Origin of the sequence: Vibrio intestinalis (assembly GCF_025195085.2) — a bacterium.
GTDB lineage: Bacteria > Pseudomonadota > Gammaproteobacteria > Enterobacterales > Vibrionaceae > Vibrio > Vibrio intestinalis.
The window spans coordinates 68325-87012 of sequence record NZ_JANAVY020000006.1 but is presented as its reverse complement, the minus strand read 5'-3'; the positions used below and the strand labels follow the sequence as shown (position 1 = coordinate 87012).

Genomic DNA, 18688 nt, shown 5'->3' with positions numbered 1-18688 from the left:
GTCTAGGCTTTATTTTTATCACCGCGATGTAAGACTCGGCTAAGGGTATTTTCCACGTAGTTTTTCTTGAATAAACTCAATAAAGCAGCGGACTTTAAGTGGGACATATCGATTTTGTGGGTAGATAATATTGATCGGCACAGAGTCGCTAGGAAAGTCTTGTAATACTTGCACTAACTCTCCGCTTTGTAAGTATTTATCCATCATCCAAATCGGTAGTTGAGTGATGCCAAGCCCTGTGAGCGCCAGTTCTAGGTTTGTTTCGCCACTATTACTGCGTACACCGCCTTTAACAGGCACCGATAGCCAATCGTCGTTTTGTTTAAAATGCCAGTTATTTAAAGAGCGATTAAAGTTATAAACAATACAGCTATGAGATTTTAAATCTTTTGGCTGTTTAGGTGTGCCATGCTTTTTTAGGTAATCAGGTGATGCGACAAGCATCAGCGGGTTGCTAAATAAAGGCCTTGCAATGAGTGAAGAGTCTTCTAATTTCTTTGCTCGTATAGCAATGTCGATACCTTCAGCGACCAAATCTATCACGCGCTCTTCGATAGAAAGGTTCACTTCAATATCCGGATATTCGCGTAAAAACTCTCCTATCAGTGGGGCAAGTAACAGTCTTGCCAATGGAGCAGGTGCTGCGATGCGTAGTTGTCCTTTTGGTGACGATACCTGTGAACGCACACTGGCTTCCACTTCATCGATTTCTTGTAAAATGGCTACGCAGTGATTGTAATACTCTTGCCCCGCTTGGGTTAAAGAAAGCTTTCGACTTGTTCGTGTAAGCAGTTTTACGCCCAACTTATCTTCTAGTGCCGCCACCTTTTTGCTGATTGTTGCTTGAGAGCTTGATAATTCGGTAGCAGCGGCCGAAAAACTTCCTGTCTGTATCACACTTAAAAAAGTGCGCATTGCGCCTAACTGGTCCATTAAATTATTCGATATTGGAATAGATGCTGTTCATTTTAGCTGGGTTCTATAACTAATCAACGATAGATATGATCGTTTTGTCAGCAACATTAAGAGTAGAGAAATGAGAGCAACACATACCAAACAAGCCATCCGACAGGCGATGGACCACTTAATTGACCGTGCCACGAATTTTGACATAGATGCATTGGATAGCATTTATCATCAAGATTTTCATACCACTTTGGTGATGCCAGACAGCACGGTGCAAACTTTCAATAAAGTCGAGTTTAAAGAACATTTTGCAAAGCAGGCTTTAGAAGGAAAGACGCAACTAAACACGTGGGCTGATTGGCACGATTTTCATATATTGGGTGACTCCGCCGTTTGCGTATTAACGCGTAAGCACAGCGGTATGAATGGCGAAGAGATGAAGCTTCTATGCAATATCGAATTGCGATTTGAAGATGGTCGTTGGCAGGTGCTCCGAGAGCAAATATTTCTTCGTCCGTTAAGCGAAGGATAACATAACGATACGGCACTCCCCTTGATCGACACTTTGCTCCGTTTGCCTCACCAAATGCTATGGTTAAATGAGCCTTTGGCGACTGAAGAATTGCAGATATTCGGCAATCTAAATTGGGATTGGATGGAGACAATAATGAACAAGATAGTTTTATCGAGTGCGGTGGTCGTATTGGGTGCATTGAGCGCTGCGAGCTTTGCTGCAGAGGATGCCAAGATCATCTCAAAAGAGGCGGCGATTACAGCGGCGCTGGCGGCGGTTGATGTCGAAGTTCTCGGTATTCGCCATGATGAGCCAGATACCCAGTGGGATGTATTCGTCAAAAAAGGTGAGAAAGCCTATGAGGTGGAAGTGAATGCGTTAACTGGCGAGATCGTCGCTGCAGAAGAAGAAAGCCTCGCTGAAATTCAGGCTGAGCTTTCGGGGGATTTGTCTCATGAAGGCACGCTAGGCGACGTGGACAAATAGTATAATTAAGCGTTGCTTTAAATGGATTAGGGCAACGCTTTTGTTTTGCGAGTCAACGAAGCGGCAAACTCTTTATTGTCGGCATAATGGGGCTTAAACGCTTACGATTATTCCAGGCGTTTAAAACAACATACTCCGCTGGCATTTTCACTCACTTGGCACTCATCTATCAAACGCTGTTTTAGCTCTAACCGAGCTCGGCGAAGGCGCGCTTTGGTTGCCGATAAACTGAGCTTGTTTTGTTCGGCATAGTCGGTCTGAGTGATGCCATTGAGATCGCATACTTCTATGATGTGACGGTCTCTATCGGCCAGTGTTGGCAGTATTCGAGGTAAGCAGGTTTGCAGTTGCACCATCACAGGTAGAGTATTTTCTTGCGCCTCGAGATCGTCAATATCTTCCGATTCAATCTTACGTCGCCAACGGTCGATATAGAGGTTTTTGGTTACGGTAAATAACCACGATTTTCCGTCACGTAACGAGCAGAACTTATCGCTGTTACTCATCGCTTTGAGAAACACTTCTTGCATTATATCTTCGGTTTCATGCTGATTACGGGTTTGCTTTAATAACCAGCTATAAAGCATTGGCTCAGTGTTGTGCCATGCTGTCATCAAGCATTTCACTTTTCCACCTCAAGGGTTTTGGCAAACGTTGCCCACTGAGCAACGTTGCACTGGGTGTTTATTCGGCGAGTATTTCACGAAGCTTTTCTTCGCTTGGCACTGAACCCGTATGTCGAACGATATTATCGACAGCAACTCCGGGCGTGCTCATGACGCCAGCTTTCATAATATCTTCTAAGCTCGTAATCTTTTCAACTGCTACTTGTTGTCCTAACTCTTGAGCTATTTGCAGTACTCGCTGAGCGGTAACGACACAGTTTTTACATCCTGAGCCATAAACTTGAATTGTCTTCATAATTTCATCCTATATTGCGGTTTAATAGTACGCGTTGAATAGCCAACCCACGATGGAGATAGCGATAAATAGATATCCGGCGATTAAGCTAAGTAGGCGATATTGCATCACCTGTTTGAGCATCATAAATTCAGGCAAGCTGACCGCGACTGCGCCCATGCAAAAGGCCAAAGTCGTACCTAATGGCATCCCTTTGTCGATCAAAGAGGCCATGATCGGCACTACGCCTGATGCGTTGGTATAGATTGGAATGGCGCTTAAAGTAGCGAGTGGTACCGTCCACCATTGACCATCTGCCAGCGTATTTTCGAACCACTGCGCGGGCACAAAACCATGGATGAAGGCGCCAATGCCAACACCAATGATTACCCATTTCCAGATACGGCTAACAATAGTGCTGGTTTCGTTTACGGCAAAGGTGTGGCGTTGTTGGTAGGTCATCGCGATGTTCGATGAGGCATCTTGATTATTAGTTTGAGGGTGTAAGTCTCCTTGGTATGCCTTAGCAAGGAAAGGTTGTAACCAGCGATGAGCCTTGAGCAAATCTAATAGAACGCCAGCAAAGATGCCTAAAGCCATCCCAATAACGATATACATCAGGGTGAATTTAAGGCCAAGAATGCTGCCTAGCATGATGATCACCACCTCATTGATAAGTGGTGAAGTAATTAGGAAAGCTATGGTGATCCCGATGGGAATACGAGCAGAGACAAATCCCATAAATAGCGGAATGGAACTGCACGAGCAGAATGGCGTTATGGCACCAAATAATGAACCGAGTAGATAACCGACCGCACGGTTTTTTCCTTGAAGGTAATCTCGTACTTTTTCTGTTTTGAGTGCCGCACGCAAAAAGGAAATAACGTAGATTAAAACAACCAGTAGCACCAATATCTTACTGGTATCTTCGATAAAGAAATGCACCCCAATACCAACCGAAGTATCGGGTGTTAAGCCCATTACTGAATATGCTAGCCAGTCTGCTAATAGCGTGAATACTTCAAACATCACATGCCCTTTTAAATGTTCATCTACCTACAACACGGATGAACATCAAAAAGGATGCGAATTATTTTGGCTTTTTAGCCTAAAGGTGGGTTATCTGAGGTAGGAATACAAAAACCTCGGCAATTCGGCCGAGGTCTTTAATTAGGCAGTGAAATTTGAGTGTTAAATGAGTGCAGTCAGCTGAGCTAAGGCTTGCTCGCGGCTGCTTTGCGCTGGTTCATCACCCATAGCTAATGCTTCAGCGTAGACAAACTCGACATCAGTTAGGCCAATAAAACCAAGCATAGTGGTTAGGTAGCCTTTGATAGAATCGCGGTCGCTGTCTTTGTGCATCCCACCACGAGTCGTTACAACAACGACTTTTTTGTTTTCGATAAGACCTTTAGGGCCTTGCTCTGTGTAGGTAAAGGTCACGCCAGCGCGAGCAATGATATCGAACCAGTTTTTTAACTGTGTTGGAATCATAAAGTTATACATTGGTGCAGCCAGTACGATTTGGTCTGCAGCTTTCAACTCTTCAATTAGGCTATTTGATAGTTCGAGAATCTCAAGCAGTTCAGGTGACAAATCATCTGCTGAGCCGCGCAGCGCCGTTGCTACTTTCGCATCAAGCACTGGAATTGGGTTTGCTGCGAGATCTCGTTCGATAATATTGTGCTTGCCTTCTAGGGCTGCATCAATCAGTTGGTTAGATTGAGAGTACTCACCAAGAATGCTCGATTTTAGTACTAGAGTTGAAGTCATAATGGTGCTCCGTCAGATTTGTTTGGTTTTGTTATGTTAGGCGCAGTTTACTGACTCGCTTGGCAGGAGATAATCCGCCAATTTGGATGGTAATGTTCAAAATTTTCGAATAAGAAAAAGCCCGCTAATGTACAGTCATACCATTAGCGGGGAGTGGAAGAGGTAAATTGTTGCGCTATTTTCTAGCGCAACACAAGCTGTAGAGGGCAGGAATAACCAATAGAACCACAGGCAGTGAGAACAACAGGCCATAACCTAAGGTGAGAGACATCGGCCCCATGTACACATCAGTACCACCAATGCCGTAGGCCAAAGGCAGCAGGCCAACAACGGTGGTGATGGAGGTGAGCAAGATTGGGCGTAGTCGGCTTGCGCTGGCATCAATCACCGCTTGGACGACCTCTAGACCTGAGTCTCTAAGTTCATTGATACGATTGATCAGCACTAATGCATTGTTCACTACTACGCCAGTCATACCCAATACACCAATCAGTGCGAACAGTGATAGCGGCTGCATGTGAACGAACAGCGCCATTAACGCGGCAACCGCAGCAAATGGAATCACCGCCATGATCATCAATGGTTGCAGCAAAGAGCTAAACATTAACGCCAATACAAAGTAGATGCCGATCATCGCCGCAGGGAAGGCGACTAAGAAACCAGACAAGGTATCATTGGTGTTTTCCGCTTCTCCGCCAATATCCAGTTTTACTTTTGTACCAATTTGACCACTTAATGCCTCAGTGAGAGCAATACTTAAGTCACCCGGAGAGAGGTTGTCATCGGTGATCTGCGCGCTGACCAATACTTGGCGATCACCGTTGTAGTGGAGGATCTCGCGCGGCGCTTGAACACGTTCAATTTTCGCTAGTCGGTTGAGCGGTACTTGCTCTCCCGTTGGCGTGGAAATTTTAGTGGTATTAAGTTTTGCGATATTGCGATGCTCTTGATTTAGAATCACACGCAGATCCACTTCTTCATCACCAATCCAAGTTGAGGTCACGCTTTCTCCATCGAAGGCGATACGCAGTGTAGACGCTAGATCTTGAACCGTGAGGTTATAGCGACCTAACCAATCATATTGTGGAATGATTTGAAGCTGTGGGTCTTTAAGGCTTTCGTTGTGGGTGACTTTATCTAGCCCAGCCTGTTGCTCCATCCATGTGATGGTGAGATCAACCGCGTGATTTCGTTGCTCTGCATCGTTACTGATCACGCGAATTTCCAGTGGCTCACCCGGAGGTGGTCCGCCAGCATCCACAGTGAATTTCACGAAATCGATCAGATCCGATTGATCCAGAACTTGGTTCAAACTGTCGGCGATTTGATTCGCGGTGCGAGTGCGCTGCTCAAAGTTTGTCAGCGTAAGCAAACCAGTACTCGCAGGGCTTTGATAAGTCATGCTGTAAGCGATTAGTTCATTGTCAGGCAATTGGCCAATCGCGTTCTCTAACTCTTGGTGTGCGGTACGAATCTTCTCTAGTGGCGTGCCGGGCGCAACTTCGGTATACACCTCAATGTATTTGGCCGTTTCACTTGGGAAGATATCCACCTTTAAGGTACTCAGCAGAACGGCGCTGCCCGCCAGTGCGAGTAGTGCGATAGCTAAAACACTTTTTCGCCATTCGATACAGCGTTGCAGTAGGCGCTTGTAGGCTTTTATCAGTGGTTGGAAACGGTCTACTTTAGTGTCTTGCTTATTGCTTTTGTCCATTGAATTAGCAAGGTGAGCGGGCAGGGTAAACGTACATTCTGCCAGGGAGAAAAGCAGTGCCGCAATCACGGTAATAGGGATCACTATGATGGCTTTACCCATTGAGCCGGGAATAAAGAACATCGGGATGAACACTAATGCTGTCGTGGTCAAGCTAGCAATGATCGGGCGAATCACATTCGATACACCATCGACAGCCGCTTGCAAGGCAGGCTTACCGGATTGTTTTTCTTGGTAGATGCTTTCTGCGACGATCACGGAGTCATCCACAATAATACCAATCACGAGCAGAACAGCGGCTAAGGTGATGCTGTCTAGGTTCATCCCAAGCATAGGGAGAACCAGCATTACGCCGAGTACACAAAACGGAATTGATACCGACACCCAAAACGCAATTTGGCGCTGTAAGATAAGGCTTAATACCAATAGCACGAGGATAAGACCCACCCCACCGTTGGTGGTTACGATGGAAAACTTCGCGCTCATATCGTCGGCTAAGTTGAGCACGATAGGAAAACGGTAGTCACCTTGTAAACGTGCTGACTCTTCATCAAGAAGGGCTTTTACGTTGTCGATGGTGGCAATGATATCGGCACTGGCACTTTTCGAGACGGTAAATAGCACCGCTTGCTCACCGTTGACTAAGCCCATTTGGGTCGCTTTTTCAAAGGTGTCGTGCACGTACGCCACATCAGACAGTCGAATTAGCTCACCAGTAGGCAAAGTTTTGATGATGGTGCTTGCCAACTCTTCCGTCGAGGTGATTTGCGTCATTGTGACGATGCGTTCTTCACTGTTCCACGACTCAACGACACCACCAGAGAGCGATAAGTTGCGCGTGTTGACTGCATTTGTTACTTCAGAAAAAGTCAGCTTGTAACGTGCGACTTTCGCAGGGTCGAGTTCAATCCAAAATTCGCGTTTAGTAAAACCAGATAGGCTAACTTTGCCCACCCCAGATACATTGCGGATGCTTTTTTCTAGCTCACGAGCGTATTGCTGCTGAGCGGCGCTGCCGAGATCGGTCACCACGCCAAAGGTCAGCACTTCAAACGATGAGGTGCTTTCTTGCTCCACAACCGGTGGGTTAGTAATGTCTTTAGGTAAGCCTTGAACTCGGTCTACCGCTTGTTGAATATCTCTAACGGTTTTGTCGAGGTTGTAGCCTTCATCCAGCTCGATCAAAATCTGCGATTGACCATCATAAGAGTACGACGTGTATTTCGTCAGCCCTTGAACAGTCTTAAGCTCTTGTTCGATTTTGTTGGTGATGTTGAGCTCGATATCTTGCGCTGATGCACCTGGATACTGAGTGGTTATGCTAACTTCTGCGAAGGCGACATCAGGCAGCTCTTGCAGCTTCAAAATGCTGGTGGCACCAAGGCCAACCAGCACAACCATTAAGGTTAAGATGCGGGCTAAAAAGCTACGCTGAGCAAAGTAGGATAAAAAGCCTTTCATTGCGCCCCCTTACTGCTTATCAACAGACGACAGCTGGGTAGTCGCATGAATCGACATGCCGGGCTTTAGGCTGTGATCTTGGTTTTCAATATCAATTTCGACCGGATAAGCAAGTGAGTTTGCATCCGGTTCTACGCCAATACGACTGATGCTCGCGGTGATACGCTGAGTAGGAGTGGATTCACTCCAAAGCTCGACTGCTTGGCCTACCGTAAGATCGGCCAGATCAAATTCACTGGCTAGTAGGCGCACGGTCAAAGTATCGATATTGACGATTCGGTACAGCGGCTCACCCTGATTTACCCAAGTCCCATTTTCAACATGACGCTGGCTTACAAAGCCGCCAAGTAGCGTTTTGATCGTGGTTTGTTTGAGATCTTCACGCGCATTAGTCACATCAAGCTGTGCTAGTGAAAGGTTGGCTTTGGCGCTGGCGTAATCTGCGGCGGCAATATCCAACTCATTTTGCGATAAGCTGTTCTTTTTTCTCAGCTCTTGATAGCGCTGGTAAACAGATTTTTTGAGTTTGAGATCCGCTTGAGCAAGCGCCAGATGCGCTTGTTTCTTACTGAGCTCAAGTTTGAAATCGTTCGCTTTTACCGTGGCAAGCGTATCCCCTTGGTTAACCATTTGCCCGACATCGAGGTCGGCATTTTGGATCACTCCGCTTACTTCTGAAACGATATTGATGGGATCATTGCTGACGGTCTTACCTATCAAATCCACTGCTAGTAGAGATGGAGCGATAAAAATAGAACCGATAGATAGCGAGATTAGTATTTTTTTCATGGTCAGCTCCTAACGTAATATCAGTAGTTTGCAAGGATCGATGTCGAGTTTTTGTCAAAGGGCGCTCGACAGCGAAGATATTTGTACCATGATTGAATTTGACATAAATTCGACATCGCGCTCAGCACACTGCAACAGAAAAAATAGAAGGTATCGCTATGCTAGACGGTAAGCAGATTTTGGTTGTCGAAGACAACGAAGAACTACAAGGTATTTTGGCCGACTTTCTGGAAGTAAAAGGTGCAGAGCCTGATTTCGCTGAGAATGGTGAGTTAGGGTTAGCGTTGGCTTTAGAAAATGAGTTCGACGCGATTATTTTGGATGTCATGCTGCCGAAAAAAGACGGTATGCAGGTGGCCAAAGAGCTGCGCGCTAATGGCTGTACAACACCGATTTTGATGTTGACTGCGCTTAACGGCCAGCAAGATTTGCTGACTGGCTTTGAGTCTGGTGTCGATGACTTTGTAAGTAAACCATTCGAGTTTCCGGAGTTAGAAGCTCGCCTTATCGCTTTAATCAACCGTTACCGCGGCAAAGTAGCACAAACCCGTCTTTCCTATGGCCAACTGGAAATTGATGAGAAAACCCACCAAGTCAAGCGTGGTGGTCACCTATTAGTGTGTACCCCAGTTATGTACCAAATTTTAGTGACTTTGGTAAAAGCACAGGGTGATGTTGTCACAAGAGAAACTTTAATTCAGCAACTTTGGGGTGATGATGCGCCTGACAAAGATGTGCTGCGCAGCCATATCTATTTGCTACGCAATATCCTTGATAAGCCTTTTGAAAAAGCGATGCTTAAAACTGTGCCTAAATTCGGCTTTCGTTTGGAGAAATAATGACGTTTTTTGACAAGCTCTCTAAGCACCGAACTGGCAACTCAATCCAAGATGTAAAAGTACGTCTATTGACGACTTTTTCATTCATTGCACTTTCCACTTCATTCATCGTCTTTTTTGCCTTTTCGTTGAGTTTAGTCTTCCACGAGGATGCACAAATCCAACAACACTTAGTCTCGTTTGAGGCTATTGGTGTTAAGCATTATGAGCTCTCTCAAGTCGAGAAAACCGAGCTGAGCAAGTTTGTGACTGCTTACTATAACCTTGATGCTTTGCCTGCGAAATTGCGCGAAAACGGACCTTACCCCATGGGGGAGGTAACCCGCTTTCAATCTTTCTATTTTGAAGGTTTCATGGTTTACCACACCGAGTTTGAGTATCAAGGCCAAACGATCCCGATGTATTTAACCATTGGTGCGCGTTCGATTGAATTTGGGGATGATAATTGGGATGTGTTACTTGGCGTTTCCATGTTGCTGATGGTGTTTCTTATTGTTGTGCTGCGCTTTTCACTTAAACGCGTGTTTGAAGGGTTAATGTCTCCAATTTCTGAGCTTTCTCAGCAGCTACAAACCAAGCAAGATGGGCAATTTCAGGTTAATGAACGGGCGATTGATGAAATCCAGCAGATGACCCAACATCTAAATCAATACGCTCAAATGAAAGAACGCTTGGGTAAGCAAGAATTGATGTTCGCTAAGTATGCCAGTCATGAGCTTAAAACCCCGATTGCCGTGGTATTAGGCGCAGCGGAGCTGCAAGCAATGAAACCTGATGAAGCCTTCCAAACCAAGCAGCGCACACGCATTCTTACTGCGGCACGCGGCATGCAAAACACCATGGAAGTGCTGCTTAGTATTGTTAAGCAAGAAAATGTTAGCCAAGTGAATCATGAGTATCAGGTGGAAGATTACCAGCTTGATATGGAGTCTTATCGTGGTTCAAACCATTCGACAGTGCCGATTGATTTGGTAATAGAGCAAGGCGCACAAGTTAACTTCCCTCGTGTTGTATTAGAGATGATTCTGAAGAACCTAGTATCCAACGCGTTGCGTTTTACCGAGCAAGGGATTATTGAGGTAACAATAGGCAGTCAAGGTGTACGGGTGTTAGATACAGGTACAGGCTATCACCCTGAAAACGGCACTGAGCATGGTTTAGGGTTGCTGATTGTCCAGCGTCTATGCGCCAGTTATGGGTGGCAGTTTGAAATACGAGACAACCCTTATCAACAAGGGTGCCTCGTTGAGTTGAGCCGTTAAAGGCTCATTAAACTCTCAATAGATTCTTCCACCGATAGGTCGTGATAGTTGCGAATACGCTTGCCATCTGATGTGTCGATGAGAATGGAATCGATACTGGAAGTACCGTGGGTATCAATAATTGCCAGTGATTGGTCAACGCTTTTGCAGACCATAGTGGAGTGATCGTTTAACACGATTGTGCATGAGTGAAAATTCATAGCCAACACCTATCCGTAGTATATTTGACGTTATGTTTGGGAACACCCTGTTCCTCTTATTATTTAACAAACGTAGTGCACCGCAGAGGAATATGCAATACGAGATAAACCCCCAGTCAGCTAACTCATTGAATCTTGGTGATTGAGTTCCGAAAATGGCGACTTAAATAGAATTATCACGCTACACTAGCCGTTAGAAATTAATCGTGAGAGTCAGCCATGGAACTATCTCAGCAGCAATGCCAAATAGCGCGCGAAGCGCGAGATGCCAGATTTGATGGGCGATTCTTTGTCGCGGTAAAAACCACTAAGATATTTTGTCGTCCTATTTGCCCTGCCAACTTGCCGAAAGAAGAAAACGTCGAGTACTTTCAAGATGTAGCGCTGGCATTGCAAGCGGGCTATCGCCCATGTTTGCGTTGCCGTCCTGACAGCGCGCCTAACTCTTGGGCATGGCGTGGGGTTGATACGACTTTCGAAAGAGCGCTCAAACTTATCGAACAAGGTGAATTGAGCCAAAACAATATGGCTGAATTTGCTGAGCGTTTGGGCATCACCGATCGCTATTTGCGTCAGCTGTTTCAGTCACGCTTGGGGATGTCACCGAAACAATACGCGCTATACCACCAACTGATGTTTGCCAAACAGTTACTGCACAACAGCAATATGTCGATTGCAGACATCGGCTTCGCCAGTGGTTTTAATAGTACACGCCGATTCAATGATGCCTTTCAGAAAATGTTGCAATTAACCCCTAGCCAAGTTCGTAAACAAGGCGCAAGTACGTCGCCAACTCAGCATATTGAGCTTAGTTATAAAGGCAACTTAGCCTGGCAACATATGCTGGATTTCTATCAGTTAAGAGCAGTCAACAGCTTAGAGCAAGTGGCAGGTGATAGTTACGCTCGTTACGTCAAACTTGATCAAACATCCGGTTGGTTTCGAGTTACTCATATGGGCAAAAGCAAAAAGCTGAAATTGGAATTTGAACTTGATGATATCAGTCAATTGAAGCGCTTGGTTAAGCAAGTCAGGCGTATGTTTGACTTAGATGCTGACCTTGAAGTGATTGAAAAGCATCTAAGTAATATTGAGCCTGCATTGGTGGTAAAAACCGGCATTCGCATACCTGGAGTATGGAGCGCGTGGGAGGCGGGCGTTCGCGCAATATTAGGCCAACAAGTCTCGATTAAAGCGGCAATCAATCAGCTCAATTTATTAGTAGGGACTTTGCAGCCACAAGGCATTACCCATTTTCCCACCCCTAAAGAAGTGGCGGTGGCGGATTTAAGTTTTTTAAAAATGCCGCAAAGCCGAAAAGAGACCTTGGCGTGCTTTGCTCAGTTGATCAATCAACATCCAGACGCCACGTTTGACCAATGGCTTGATCTAAAAGGCATAGGGCCATGGACAGTAAACTATGCCGCGCTGCGCGGTCTCTCTGAGCCAGACCACTTTTTAATTGGCGATCTGGTGGTTAAAAAGGCCTTGCAGCAGTTTCCAAATTTAACCGCAGAATCCGTTTCACCTTATGGCAGTTACGCTACTTTTCATTGCTGGAGTCACGCTTAATGAATGTATTTACCTATTTAGACACCCCCCTTGGGCGTATGACCATTCAAGCCAATGATCAAGGTTTATTGGGCGCATGGTTTACTACCCAAACCACGCAACCGGATGATTTAGGCGAGCAAGATGATGGTCATGCCATTCTTAACCAAGCTGCGCTTCAGTTGAGCGAGTATTTTGCAGGAATACGGAATCAATTTGATGTGCCAATTGCAGCAAAAGGAACGGCTTTTCAGCAGCAAGTATGGCAAGCACTTACCACGATACCGTTTGGTGAAACGTGGAGTTATCAGCAATTAGCGGATGCGATTGATAACCCTAAGGCAGTGCGAGCGGTCGGGCTCGCCAATGGTAAGAACCCAATTTCAATCATCGTCCCTTGCCATCGCGTGATTGGCAAGAGCGGTAAGTTGACCGGCTATGCGGGTGGGGTAGAGCGCAAAGCGGCGTTGTTGAAGTTGGAAAACGCCATTTAGTTGTTAGCATATTTCTTAGGATCGAATAATGGCTTTTTGGGCACAAAGGCATCACACGCTGCGCGGGTTGCGGTGGTGGGCTGTTGCCATGCGCCACAGAGATCTTTGAGGTTGTTAGGTGTACGGGTGAACTGACGACATTGACCGCATTTAAACATCATAAATCCTTTTATGCTGAAAATATAAAAGGTACAACATCTTAGCGGTCAATGCTTTATTTAATCTAGCATGGTCGTGACATGGCGCTCTATCTAGATTGGCTCGCTAATTTAGACACCACATTCAGCCACTTCTCACGTTGCTGATGACTTGAGCTAATCACAGGGCCAAAGTAGGTGGTCTTGCGGTTGTTAAAGCCTGCAAAATCGAGAATCGAGTGTTTGAGCTGTTTATAGATGGCGTTGCCTTTGATGTATTTGTACCAAAAGGGCGGGCTATCTAAAGTAATGATCAATTCCGAGGTTCGACCCTTGAGCAGTTTCTTCGGTATTGATTTCCCTTCAACATATTTGAATGCGAAGTTAGGCAAAAATGTGCGATCAATGATTCCCTTAAACTTCGCTGGTACTGTGCCCCACCAAACCGGGCTGATGATCACCACGTGCTCAGACCATTCAATTAATTGCTGAAACTTAACGAGATCCGGTTCGAGTTCCAACGCATGGTCATAACCGTGCTGTAAGTTAATCGCAAACTCCATTTGGCTAATATCAAGTTGTTTGACGTTATGGTGCTGAGCCGCGGATTGGGCGTAGTGATTTGCCATCGATTGGCAAAGGCTAGTGGGCTTAGGGTTGGCGTTGATAACAAGCACGTTTCTCATAGTTCTTCATATCGTTGTGGTCGAGATGTGCAGTGTAAACTCTTACCTAAAGGTCAGAGTCAAGCCCTTGAATACATAAATCTATTGACGCTCGATAGTCTTCAATTCTCGTGATTTGTTGCTCTAATGCTTTGATCTCAGCTTCGACTTTTTGTCGCCTTTCGATCAAAAAATCACTGACACGCTGCCAATCAAAATCATCTTGAGAGCTTTTGAGCTCAACCAGTTCAGACAAGCGAATGCCGATAGACTGCGCATCTTTAATGATTTTGATTAAGTTGATATTGGCTTGGCTATACACTCGATATTTACCTGAGCGAGCAACGTTCAATAGCCCAACGGATTCGTAAAGCCTGATGGCACGCTGAGTTGCCCCTGATAACTGAGAAGCTTGCTTGATGAACATTGTTTTCCTTATTCGCATGTCCACAGAGAAGGATGGCGTAAGCCATACCATCAAATTTGATGGGCTATGTTACCGATTTAACAAAACTTGGGCGAGTAGAGTTAAGTGTGATGCGATGAGCGTCTATTTGCCCTTGATGGAGAATCGTATGAAAAAGGGCCCATGATGGGCCCTTGTGATTAATCGTTTGGTCGCAGCTTTAATGCCGTTAAGACTGTTTCGCTTGGCTTAAGCGATTAAACACAAATCGCCAAATGAACAGTACGAATGCAATGTATGCCAAGCCAACACCGAGCGCTTGCCAATGAAGGCCGTTATACATGGCGATTGGCATTAGCGAGATAATGAAGATGTCGGTGATTGAGCCCGGTACATAGGCAATGGCGTAATCATCAAGCACTTTACTGCGCATTTTAGGATCAACGATTCGAAGCAGCGCAATGCCCATCGCAACCGTACCAGTTAGCCAACCCCAAGAGAAGATGCCTTTTTCAAACCAGTCATCACCAATCACTCGTGGCGCGACCCAGAAAATCAGCCAAAGGGTAAAGGAAACACCGCCAATCGCAAGAATCACCATCGGCATTAGGTACTGCGCCAACACGGTGATTTTGATAGCAGAAATACCAAAGATGATTAGGTAATCGGTGCTGATACCCGCAGCGTGCTTAAATGCGCCGTCACAAAGGTAGCGAGAGGCCTTCGTTTGTTTGGCAATAATGCGCACTAACATGCCAGCTAAAAAGCCAGTTACAAAGGTTGGGATGCTCACTTTGTCGTGGAACGATGATAAGAAGTTGGCAGACAGATAAGCAAACGCAGTAACGACGATGACCAGAGCACCATGGATCGCGAAAGAGTCAACAGAGAGTGAAGACATGGTGTCTTTCATTACGGGCTGTTGGTCGCCCGGTTTCACTAGGCCTTTACGCTGATGGTCATCCATACTGGCAAATGTGGTGAAGGTATCGATCCAACCCATTTTAAGCGCAACTTGCAGCATTAACATGCCGACAGAAATCGAGATAAAAATCCCCACAGTGGCGAAGGTAAGGCCAAGAGTGAAGCCATCTTCCCAACCAAGCGAGGTGAAAATTTCGCCCACAACAGAAGCGGAGCCATGGCCGCCCATAAAGCCAGCAGACATCGTAATACCAAAGCCCGGATTAATGTCTGGCCAAAATAGTGTGGTTAGCAACAAACCAAACATACCCGCGAATAACCATTGCGATACAGACGCAATTTGGTTGAATGCCCATAGTGAGCCCGCGCGTTGAGCCACCGTTCGCGGTGAAGGCAAATCGGTCGCGAGGCCAAGCGCTGAAAATAGTGCAGCGGTAAGTAAACTTGCATTTGCGGTAAAGGTATCTGTCCATGGTAGAACATCGAAAACCGCGGGGCCAAGTAATAGCCCTATAAGACCTGCTAATACAGCAGATGGTACATACATGCGCTGCAACAAAGAAAGGTGTACACGAAGAATTTTCGCAGCGATAAGTAGAAAGCCGGCAATGGCTAGATCAGTCAGCATTAGACCCTGTGGCATTTATCCTCCAGTCATGCGTTAGTGCCAAGTGTAGTGTCCGTTACCACTGAAAATGTCCATATTGATTCAGAAATGACCCTGAACTTTGGCGTGAATTTACTCCAATAGTCATCATCACTGATTAGTGATGGTTAATGAAATTGAACGTTAAAAGTTGCGAAAACAGCGAATTATGCAGATAAAAGCAGATAAGTTTCGCGAAATATGTTGAGTATTTACTCAAGGAAAGGGCGCTATCCTAGAGAGTTTGGTTTGAGAATGCAAACCGATAAACAAAACAAAGCGCAGAGTTGGCCATTACATTGCTCTTAATCAAAGCTAACTCGTACTCTTGTTCTTCAGGTCACAAAGAGACAAAAAAAGGCGCTATATTGGGCTGAATGAAGTCAATATACTGAGATTTTGGTAGCGAGAGCGCATACCTCATTATTTTGAGACATAGCTATTACGCGCCTTTGGATGGAGTGCTTGTATGTACCAACTTTACTATTACCCAAACAACGCAAGTTTGGCTCCGCACTTGATCTTACGTTTTGTGCAAGCGGATTATGAACTGGTATTGGTGGACAAGAAATCGAACTTACACAAAGCGCCTGAATACTTAAAATTGAACCCCGCAGGGCGTATTCCCACATTGATAGATGATGGCCAAGCAATATTTGAAAGCCCGGCGATATGCATTCATCTGTGTGAACAGTTCCCTAGCAGTGGCTTGATACCATCGATAGGCAGTAAGCTTCGTCCGTTATTTTTCCAATGGTTGACCTATTTAAATAACACGCTACAAACACAATTGATGGTTCGCTATTATCCCGCGCGAAATATTGCCGATCAGCAAGCCATACCGGCTTTGATTCAAGCGCAAGATGCCCGAATTGCGGAGTCTTTGTCAGTAATCAATGAACAACTGGCAGGAAAAACTTATCTATTGGGCGAGCAATTAACAGCCTGCGACTTCTTTTTGTTCATGTTATCAGGATGGTGCTTGCCTGTAGAAAAATCGCCATTACACTTTAACCACCTATCTCGTTACTTAGCCAATTTGGCTTTACACCCAACCATTATTGAGGTGGCAGAGATAGAAGGTATCGATTTAACGCCATTTAAACAGTGAGGCCATGATGGAACCAAGAATCAGCATAATTACTTTGGGCGTTAAAGATCTCAAAGCATCGTATGAGTTTTATACCAAGTTAGGCTTTCCCACCTCGTATTCGCCAGAAGAAGGCATCGTCTTCTTTAAAACTGGCGGCGTATGCTTAGCACTCTATCCGATGAATGCATTAGCACGGGATGTGTCGCCTAAATTTGTTGGCCACCGTGAGGGCTTTAGCGGTATCACCCTTGCCCACAATACTCGCAGTAAACAAGAGGTCGACCAAGTATTAGCAGCCGCTGTTGAGGCGGGGGGGTTACTAGAGAAGCCCGCTCAAGACGTATTTTGGGGTGGTTACAGCGGTTATTTTTCTGACCTAGATGGCCATCTGTGGGAGATCGCGTATGGAGATTGCTGGGATTTTCGAGAAGATGGCAGCTTAGTGATTGAGTAGCGAGCTTTATTTAGCTCAACGCTAGATGGATAAAAGCCAAGTGTTTACGGGGTAAAAGCTGTGACACTTGGCTTTTTTGATTTTATTGGGCTAGTTGTTCGCTCTTAAATCGGCAACCTTTGCTTCTAAGGCATCGATGGCAAATGAGATGGTCTCTAAGCCTAATTTCGCTAGTTGCTTCTCGGCTTTAGATAGGTGGGTGTATGCCATTAATATTTCTGATTCGTCGAGAAGATCTTGGTGAATCAGTAATTCTTTGTAGGTTAAGAATCGGTGTTGAGATACTTTGAGTCGGGCGACCAATTGGTCATGATTGCCGTTCGAAGCCTGTTCAAATTGGTCAATCAGTTGGTCGAATAATTTTTGCATTTCGCAAAGTGAGCTTTCGCAAATTGCATCAGTTTTTTTATTGTTTCTTTCCATGATTTATAAAGTTCTTGATAAATAATAAATTTATACGGGCAGACATTCTTATACTGGTTGCATTTATGGTAAATATGGACTGGTTAACATGGTCTAGTTATTGCTGAATTAAGGTCAATATTGTCCATCTTTGGGGGAGGTGAGCATGATTGATCCGATAGTTCAGGCCATTATTAGTCGGAGAAAAAGTGCAGGGTTAAGTCGTGTTGAGATCGCCAACATTGCAGGAATGAGCTTAAAAACGTATCAAAGAATCGAGCGTGGGGAGTCGGATATGAAACTTTCTCAATACCGCTCGATTATTCGGGCGATGAAGGTGACGGATTTGGATATTGCTCTCGATATTCGAGATACGCAGCAAGTCACCGCAGAAGATGTGACCGCCGCGAGTCGCCTACTGAGTGAAGAGGCGCAAGCGATGTTGGTTAAGTTTTTGTTTTTGGTTGCGAATAAAGATAAATAACCGCAGTTAAAGTGAGGTTGCGTTTTACAAGTAATTGGCGAATAGTAGGCGGATAAAAATCAACCACTAGAAAAGAGCTTAATGTTCAGGAGGAACGCAATGCAATACCCGATCAACGCATCATGCCAATGTGGTCAAGTGAGCTACCAGTTAAAAGCAGCGCCTAAAATGGTGGCGGCTTGTCATTGTAAAGAGTGCCAAAAACTCGCAACAGCGCCTTTTAGTGTTACCGCGGTTGTTGATGAGCAAGATATTGATTTTACTGGAGAGCTAGCAGAGTGGGGTCGGCCAACCGACAGTGGTAATCGCAATCACGCAAAATTCTGTACCGGCTGTGGCATTCGTATTTATCACTTCAACCCAGATGATCCAAGTATGATCAAATTGAAGCTAAAACCGACTGATGAAGCATTGCAGCCGCTATTTGAACCCACAGTACATGTGTGGGTGAAAGAGAAAGTATCGTGGTATCAAATACCGGATAACGTCAAAGTATTTCAAGAGCAGCCGTAGTTTTTACGCCTAGCAAAAACGAATAAAAAACGCCAATCAGAAATCTGATTGGCGTTTTAGTCTAGTTCTAATGTC

23 protein-coding genes are annotated in these 18688 nt (G+C 45.3%); 10 read left to right on the top strand and 13 right to left on the bottom strand.

Translation table 11 applies throughout. The features are described 5' to 3' along the window. Positions 1–39: 39 nt before the first annotated feature. Positions 40–933, bottom strand: a complete 894-nt coding sequence (locus MU515_RS10895) for a LysR family transcriptional regulator (RefSeq protein ID WP_260260451.1) — start codon at positions 931–933, stop codon at positions 40–42. A 103-nt stretch (positions 934–1036) separates the two neighbouring features. Between MU515_RS10895 and MU515_RS10890 the strand changes: the two genes are divergently transcribed. After that, the gene (locus MU515_RS10890; RefSeq protein WP_260260450.1) at positions 1037–1438 is read left to right on the top strand and encodes a nuclear transport factor 2 family protein; all 402 of its coding nucleotides are present in this window, start codon (positions 1037–1039) and stop codon (positions 1436–1438) included. A gap of 135 nt (positions 1439–1573) precedes the next feature. Then, the gene (locus MU515_RS10885) at positions 1574–1906 is read left to right on the top strand and encodes a PepSY domain-containing protein (RefSeq protein WP_260260449.1); all 333 of its coding nucleotides are present in this window, start codon (positions 1574–1576) and stop codon (positions 1904–1906) included. Between the two features lie 107 nt (positions 1907–2013). On the opposite strand, the gene MU515_RS10880 is transcribed toward MU515_RS10885, so the two are convergent. The 6 genes from MU515_RS10880 to MU515_RS10855 form a co-directional block, all read right to left on the bottom strand. After that, positions 2014–2520 (bottom strand): sigma-70 family RNA polymerase sigma factor, encoded by a 507-nt coding sequence (locus MU515_RS10880; RefSeq protein WP_349775443.1) that lies wholly within the window; start codon positions 2518–2520, stop codon positions 2014–2016. A gap of 70 nt (positions 2521–2590) precedes the next feature. Continuing rightward, on the bottom strand, positions 2591–2827 hold the full coding sequence (locus tag MU515_RS10875; RefSeq protein WP_260260447.1) for a thioredoxin family protein: 237 nt from the start codon (positions 2825–2827) through the stop codon (positions 2591–2593). 21 nt (positions 2828–2848) lie between these two features. After that, positions 2849–3835: a permease gene (locus MU515_RS10870; RefSeq protein ID WP_260260446.1), complete on the bottom strand. Its 987-nt coding sequence runs from the start codon at positions 3833–3835 to the stop codon at positions 2849–2851. A 162-nt stretch (positions 3836–3997) separates the two neighbouring features. Further along, a complete protein-coding gene (locus MU515_RS10865; protein WP_260260445.1) occupies positions 3998–4579 on the bottom strand; it encodes an FMN-dependent NADH-azoreductase in 582 nt (193 codons plus the stop codon). A gap of 175 nt (positions 4580–4754) precedes the next feature. Beyond that, on the bottom strand, positions 4755–7754 hold the full coding sequence (locus MU515_RS10860; protein WP_260260444.1) for an efflux RND transporter permease subunit: 3000 nt from the start codon (positions 7752–7754) through the stop codon (positions 4755–4757). A gap of 9 nt (positions 7755–7763) precedes the next feature. After that, positions 7764–8543: an efflux RND transporter periplasmic adaptor subunit gene (locus tag MU515_RS10855; RefSeq protein ID WP_260260443.1), complete on the bottom strand. Its 780-nt coding sequence runs from the start codon at positions 8541–8543 to the stop codon at positions 7764–7766. A 158-nt stretch (positions 8544–8701) separates the two neighbouring features. Here MU515_RS10855 and MU515_RS10850 point away from each other — a divergent pair, with 158 nt between their 5' ends. After that, positions 8702–9382 (top strand): response regulator transcription factor, encoded by a 681-nt coding sequence (locus MU515_RS10850; protein WP_260260442.1) that lies wholly within the window; start codon positions 8702–8704, stop codon positions 9380–9382. Beyond that, positions 9382–10644 carry a sensor histidine kinase gene (locus MU515_RS10845; protein ID WP_260260441.1) on the top strand — a complete coding sequence of 421 codons (1263 nt, stop codon included), beginning with the start codon at positions 9382–9384 and terminating at the stop codon, positions 10642–10644. Before MU515_RS10850 ends, MU515_RS10845 begins: the two co-directional genes overlap by 1 nt. On the opposite strand, the gene MU515_RS10840 is transcribed toward MU515_RS10845, so the two are convergent. After that, positions 10641–10844 carry a hypothetical protein gene (locus MU515_RS10840; protein WP_260260440.1) on the bottom strand — a complete coding sequence of 68 codons (204 nt, stop codon included), beginning with the start codon at positions 10842–10844 and terminating at the stop codon, positions 10641–10643. The genes MU515_RS10845 and MU515_RS10840 overlap by 4 nt on opposite strands. Before the next feature lie 219 nt (positions 10845–11063). Here MU515_RS10840 and MU515_RS10835 point away from each other — a divergent pair, with 219 nt between their 5' ends. Both MU515_RS10835 and MU515_RS10830 read left to right on the top strand, forming a co-directional pair. Beyond that, entirely contained in the window at positions 11064–12416 is a 1353-nt protein-coding gene (locus MU515_RS10835; protein WP_260260439.1) for a DNA-3-methyladenine glycosylase 2 family protein, read from the top strand. Then, a complete protein-coding gene (locus MU515_RS10830) occupies positions 12416–12889 on the top strand; it encodes a methylated-DNA--[protein]-cysteine S-methyltransferase (RefSeq protein WP_260260438.1) in 474 nt (157 codons plus the stop codon). Before MU515_RS10835 ends, MU515_RS10830 begins: the two co-directional genes overlap by 1 nt. Here the strand turns inward: MU515_RS10830 and MU515_RS10825 are convergent. The 4 genes from MU515_RS10825 to MU515_RS10810 all read right to left on the bottom strand — a co-directional run bounded on the left by MU515_RS10825 (position 12886) and on the right by MU515_RS10810 (position 15664). After that, positions 12886–13050 carry a hypothetical protein gene (locus MU515_RS10825; RefSeq protein ID WP_260260563.1) on the bottom strand — a complete coding sequence of 55 codons (165 nt, stop codon included), beginning with the start codon at positions 13048–13050 and terminating at the stop codon, positions 12886–12888. The two genes, MU515_RS10830 and MU515_RS10825, sit on opposite strands and share 4 nt — an antisense overlap. An 86-nt stretch (positions 13051–13136) precedes the next feature. After that, positions 13137–13712, bottom strand: coding sequence for an NAD(P)H-dependent oxidoreductase (locus tag MU515_RS10820; RefSeq protein ID WP_260260437.1), 576 nt, complete (start codon positions 13710–13712; stop codon positions 13137–13139). Between the two features lie 46 nt (positions 13713–13758). After that, complete coding sequence (locus MU515_RS10815) at positions 13759–14118, bottom strand: MerR family transcriptional regulator (protein ID WP_260260436.1); 360 nt, start codon at positions 14116–14118, stop codon at positions 13759–13761. A 208-nt stretch (positions 14119–14326) separates the two neighbouring features. Beyond that, entirely contained in the window at positions 14327–15664 is a 1338-nt protein-coding gene (locus MU515_RS10810; protein ID WP_260260435.1) for a sodium/glutamate symporter, read from the bottom strand. A 472-nt stretch (positions 15665–16136) separates the two neighbouring features. Here MU515_RS10810 and MU515_RS10805 point away from each other — a divergent pair, with 472 nt between their 5' ends. Together MU515_RS10805 and MU515_RS10800 are read left to right on the top strand one after the other, a co-directional pair. Then, on the top strand, positions 16137–16778 hold the full coding sequence (locus tag MU515_RS10805) for a glutathione S-transferase family protein (RefSeq protein WP_260260434.1): 642 nt from the start codon (positions 16137–16139) through the stop codon (positions 16776–16778). Between the two features lie 7 nt (positions 16779–16785). Then, on the top strand, positions 16786–17214 hold the full coding sequence (locus tag MU515_RS10800; RefSeq protein WP_260260555.1) for a VOC family protein: 429 nt from the start codon (positions 16786–16788) through the stop codon (positions 17212–17214). Between the two features lie 90 nt (positions 17215–17304). Here the strand turns inward: MU515_RS10800 and MU515_RS10795 are convergent, their stop codons facing one another. Next, entirely contained in the window at positions 17305–17583 is a 279-nt protein-coding gene (locus tag MU515_RS10795) for a hypothetical protein (RefSeq protein WP_260260433.1), read from the bottom strand. 199 nt (positions 17584–17782) lie between these two features. Here MU515_RS10795 and MU515_RS10790 point away from each other — a divergent pair, with 199 nt between their 5' ends. Together MU515_RS10790 and MU515_RS10785 are read left to right on the top strand one after the other, a co-directional pair. After that, entirely contained in the window at positions 17783–18100 is a 318-nt protein-coding gene (locus MU515_RS10790) for a helix-turn-helix domain-containing protein (protein ID WP_260260432.1), read from the top strand. Positions 18101–18199: 99 nt separating this feature from the next. Continuing rightward, the gene (locus MU515_RS10785; RefSeq protein WP_260260431.1) at positions 18200–18613 is read left to right on the top strand and encodes a GFA family protein; all 414 of its coding nucleotides are present in this window, start codon (positions 18200–18202) and stop codon (positions 18611–18613) included. The last annotated feature ends 75 nt before the right edge of the window (positions 18614–18688 follow it).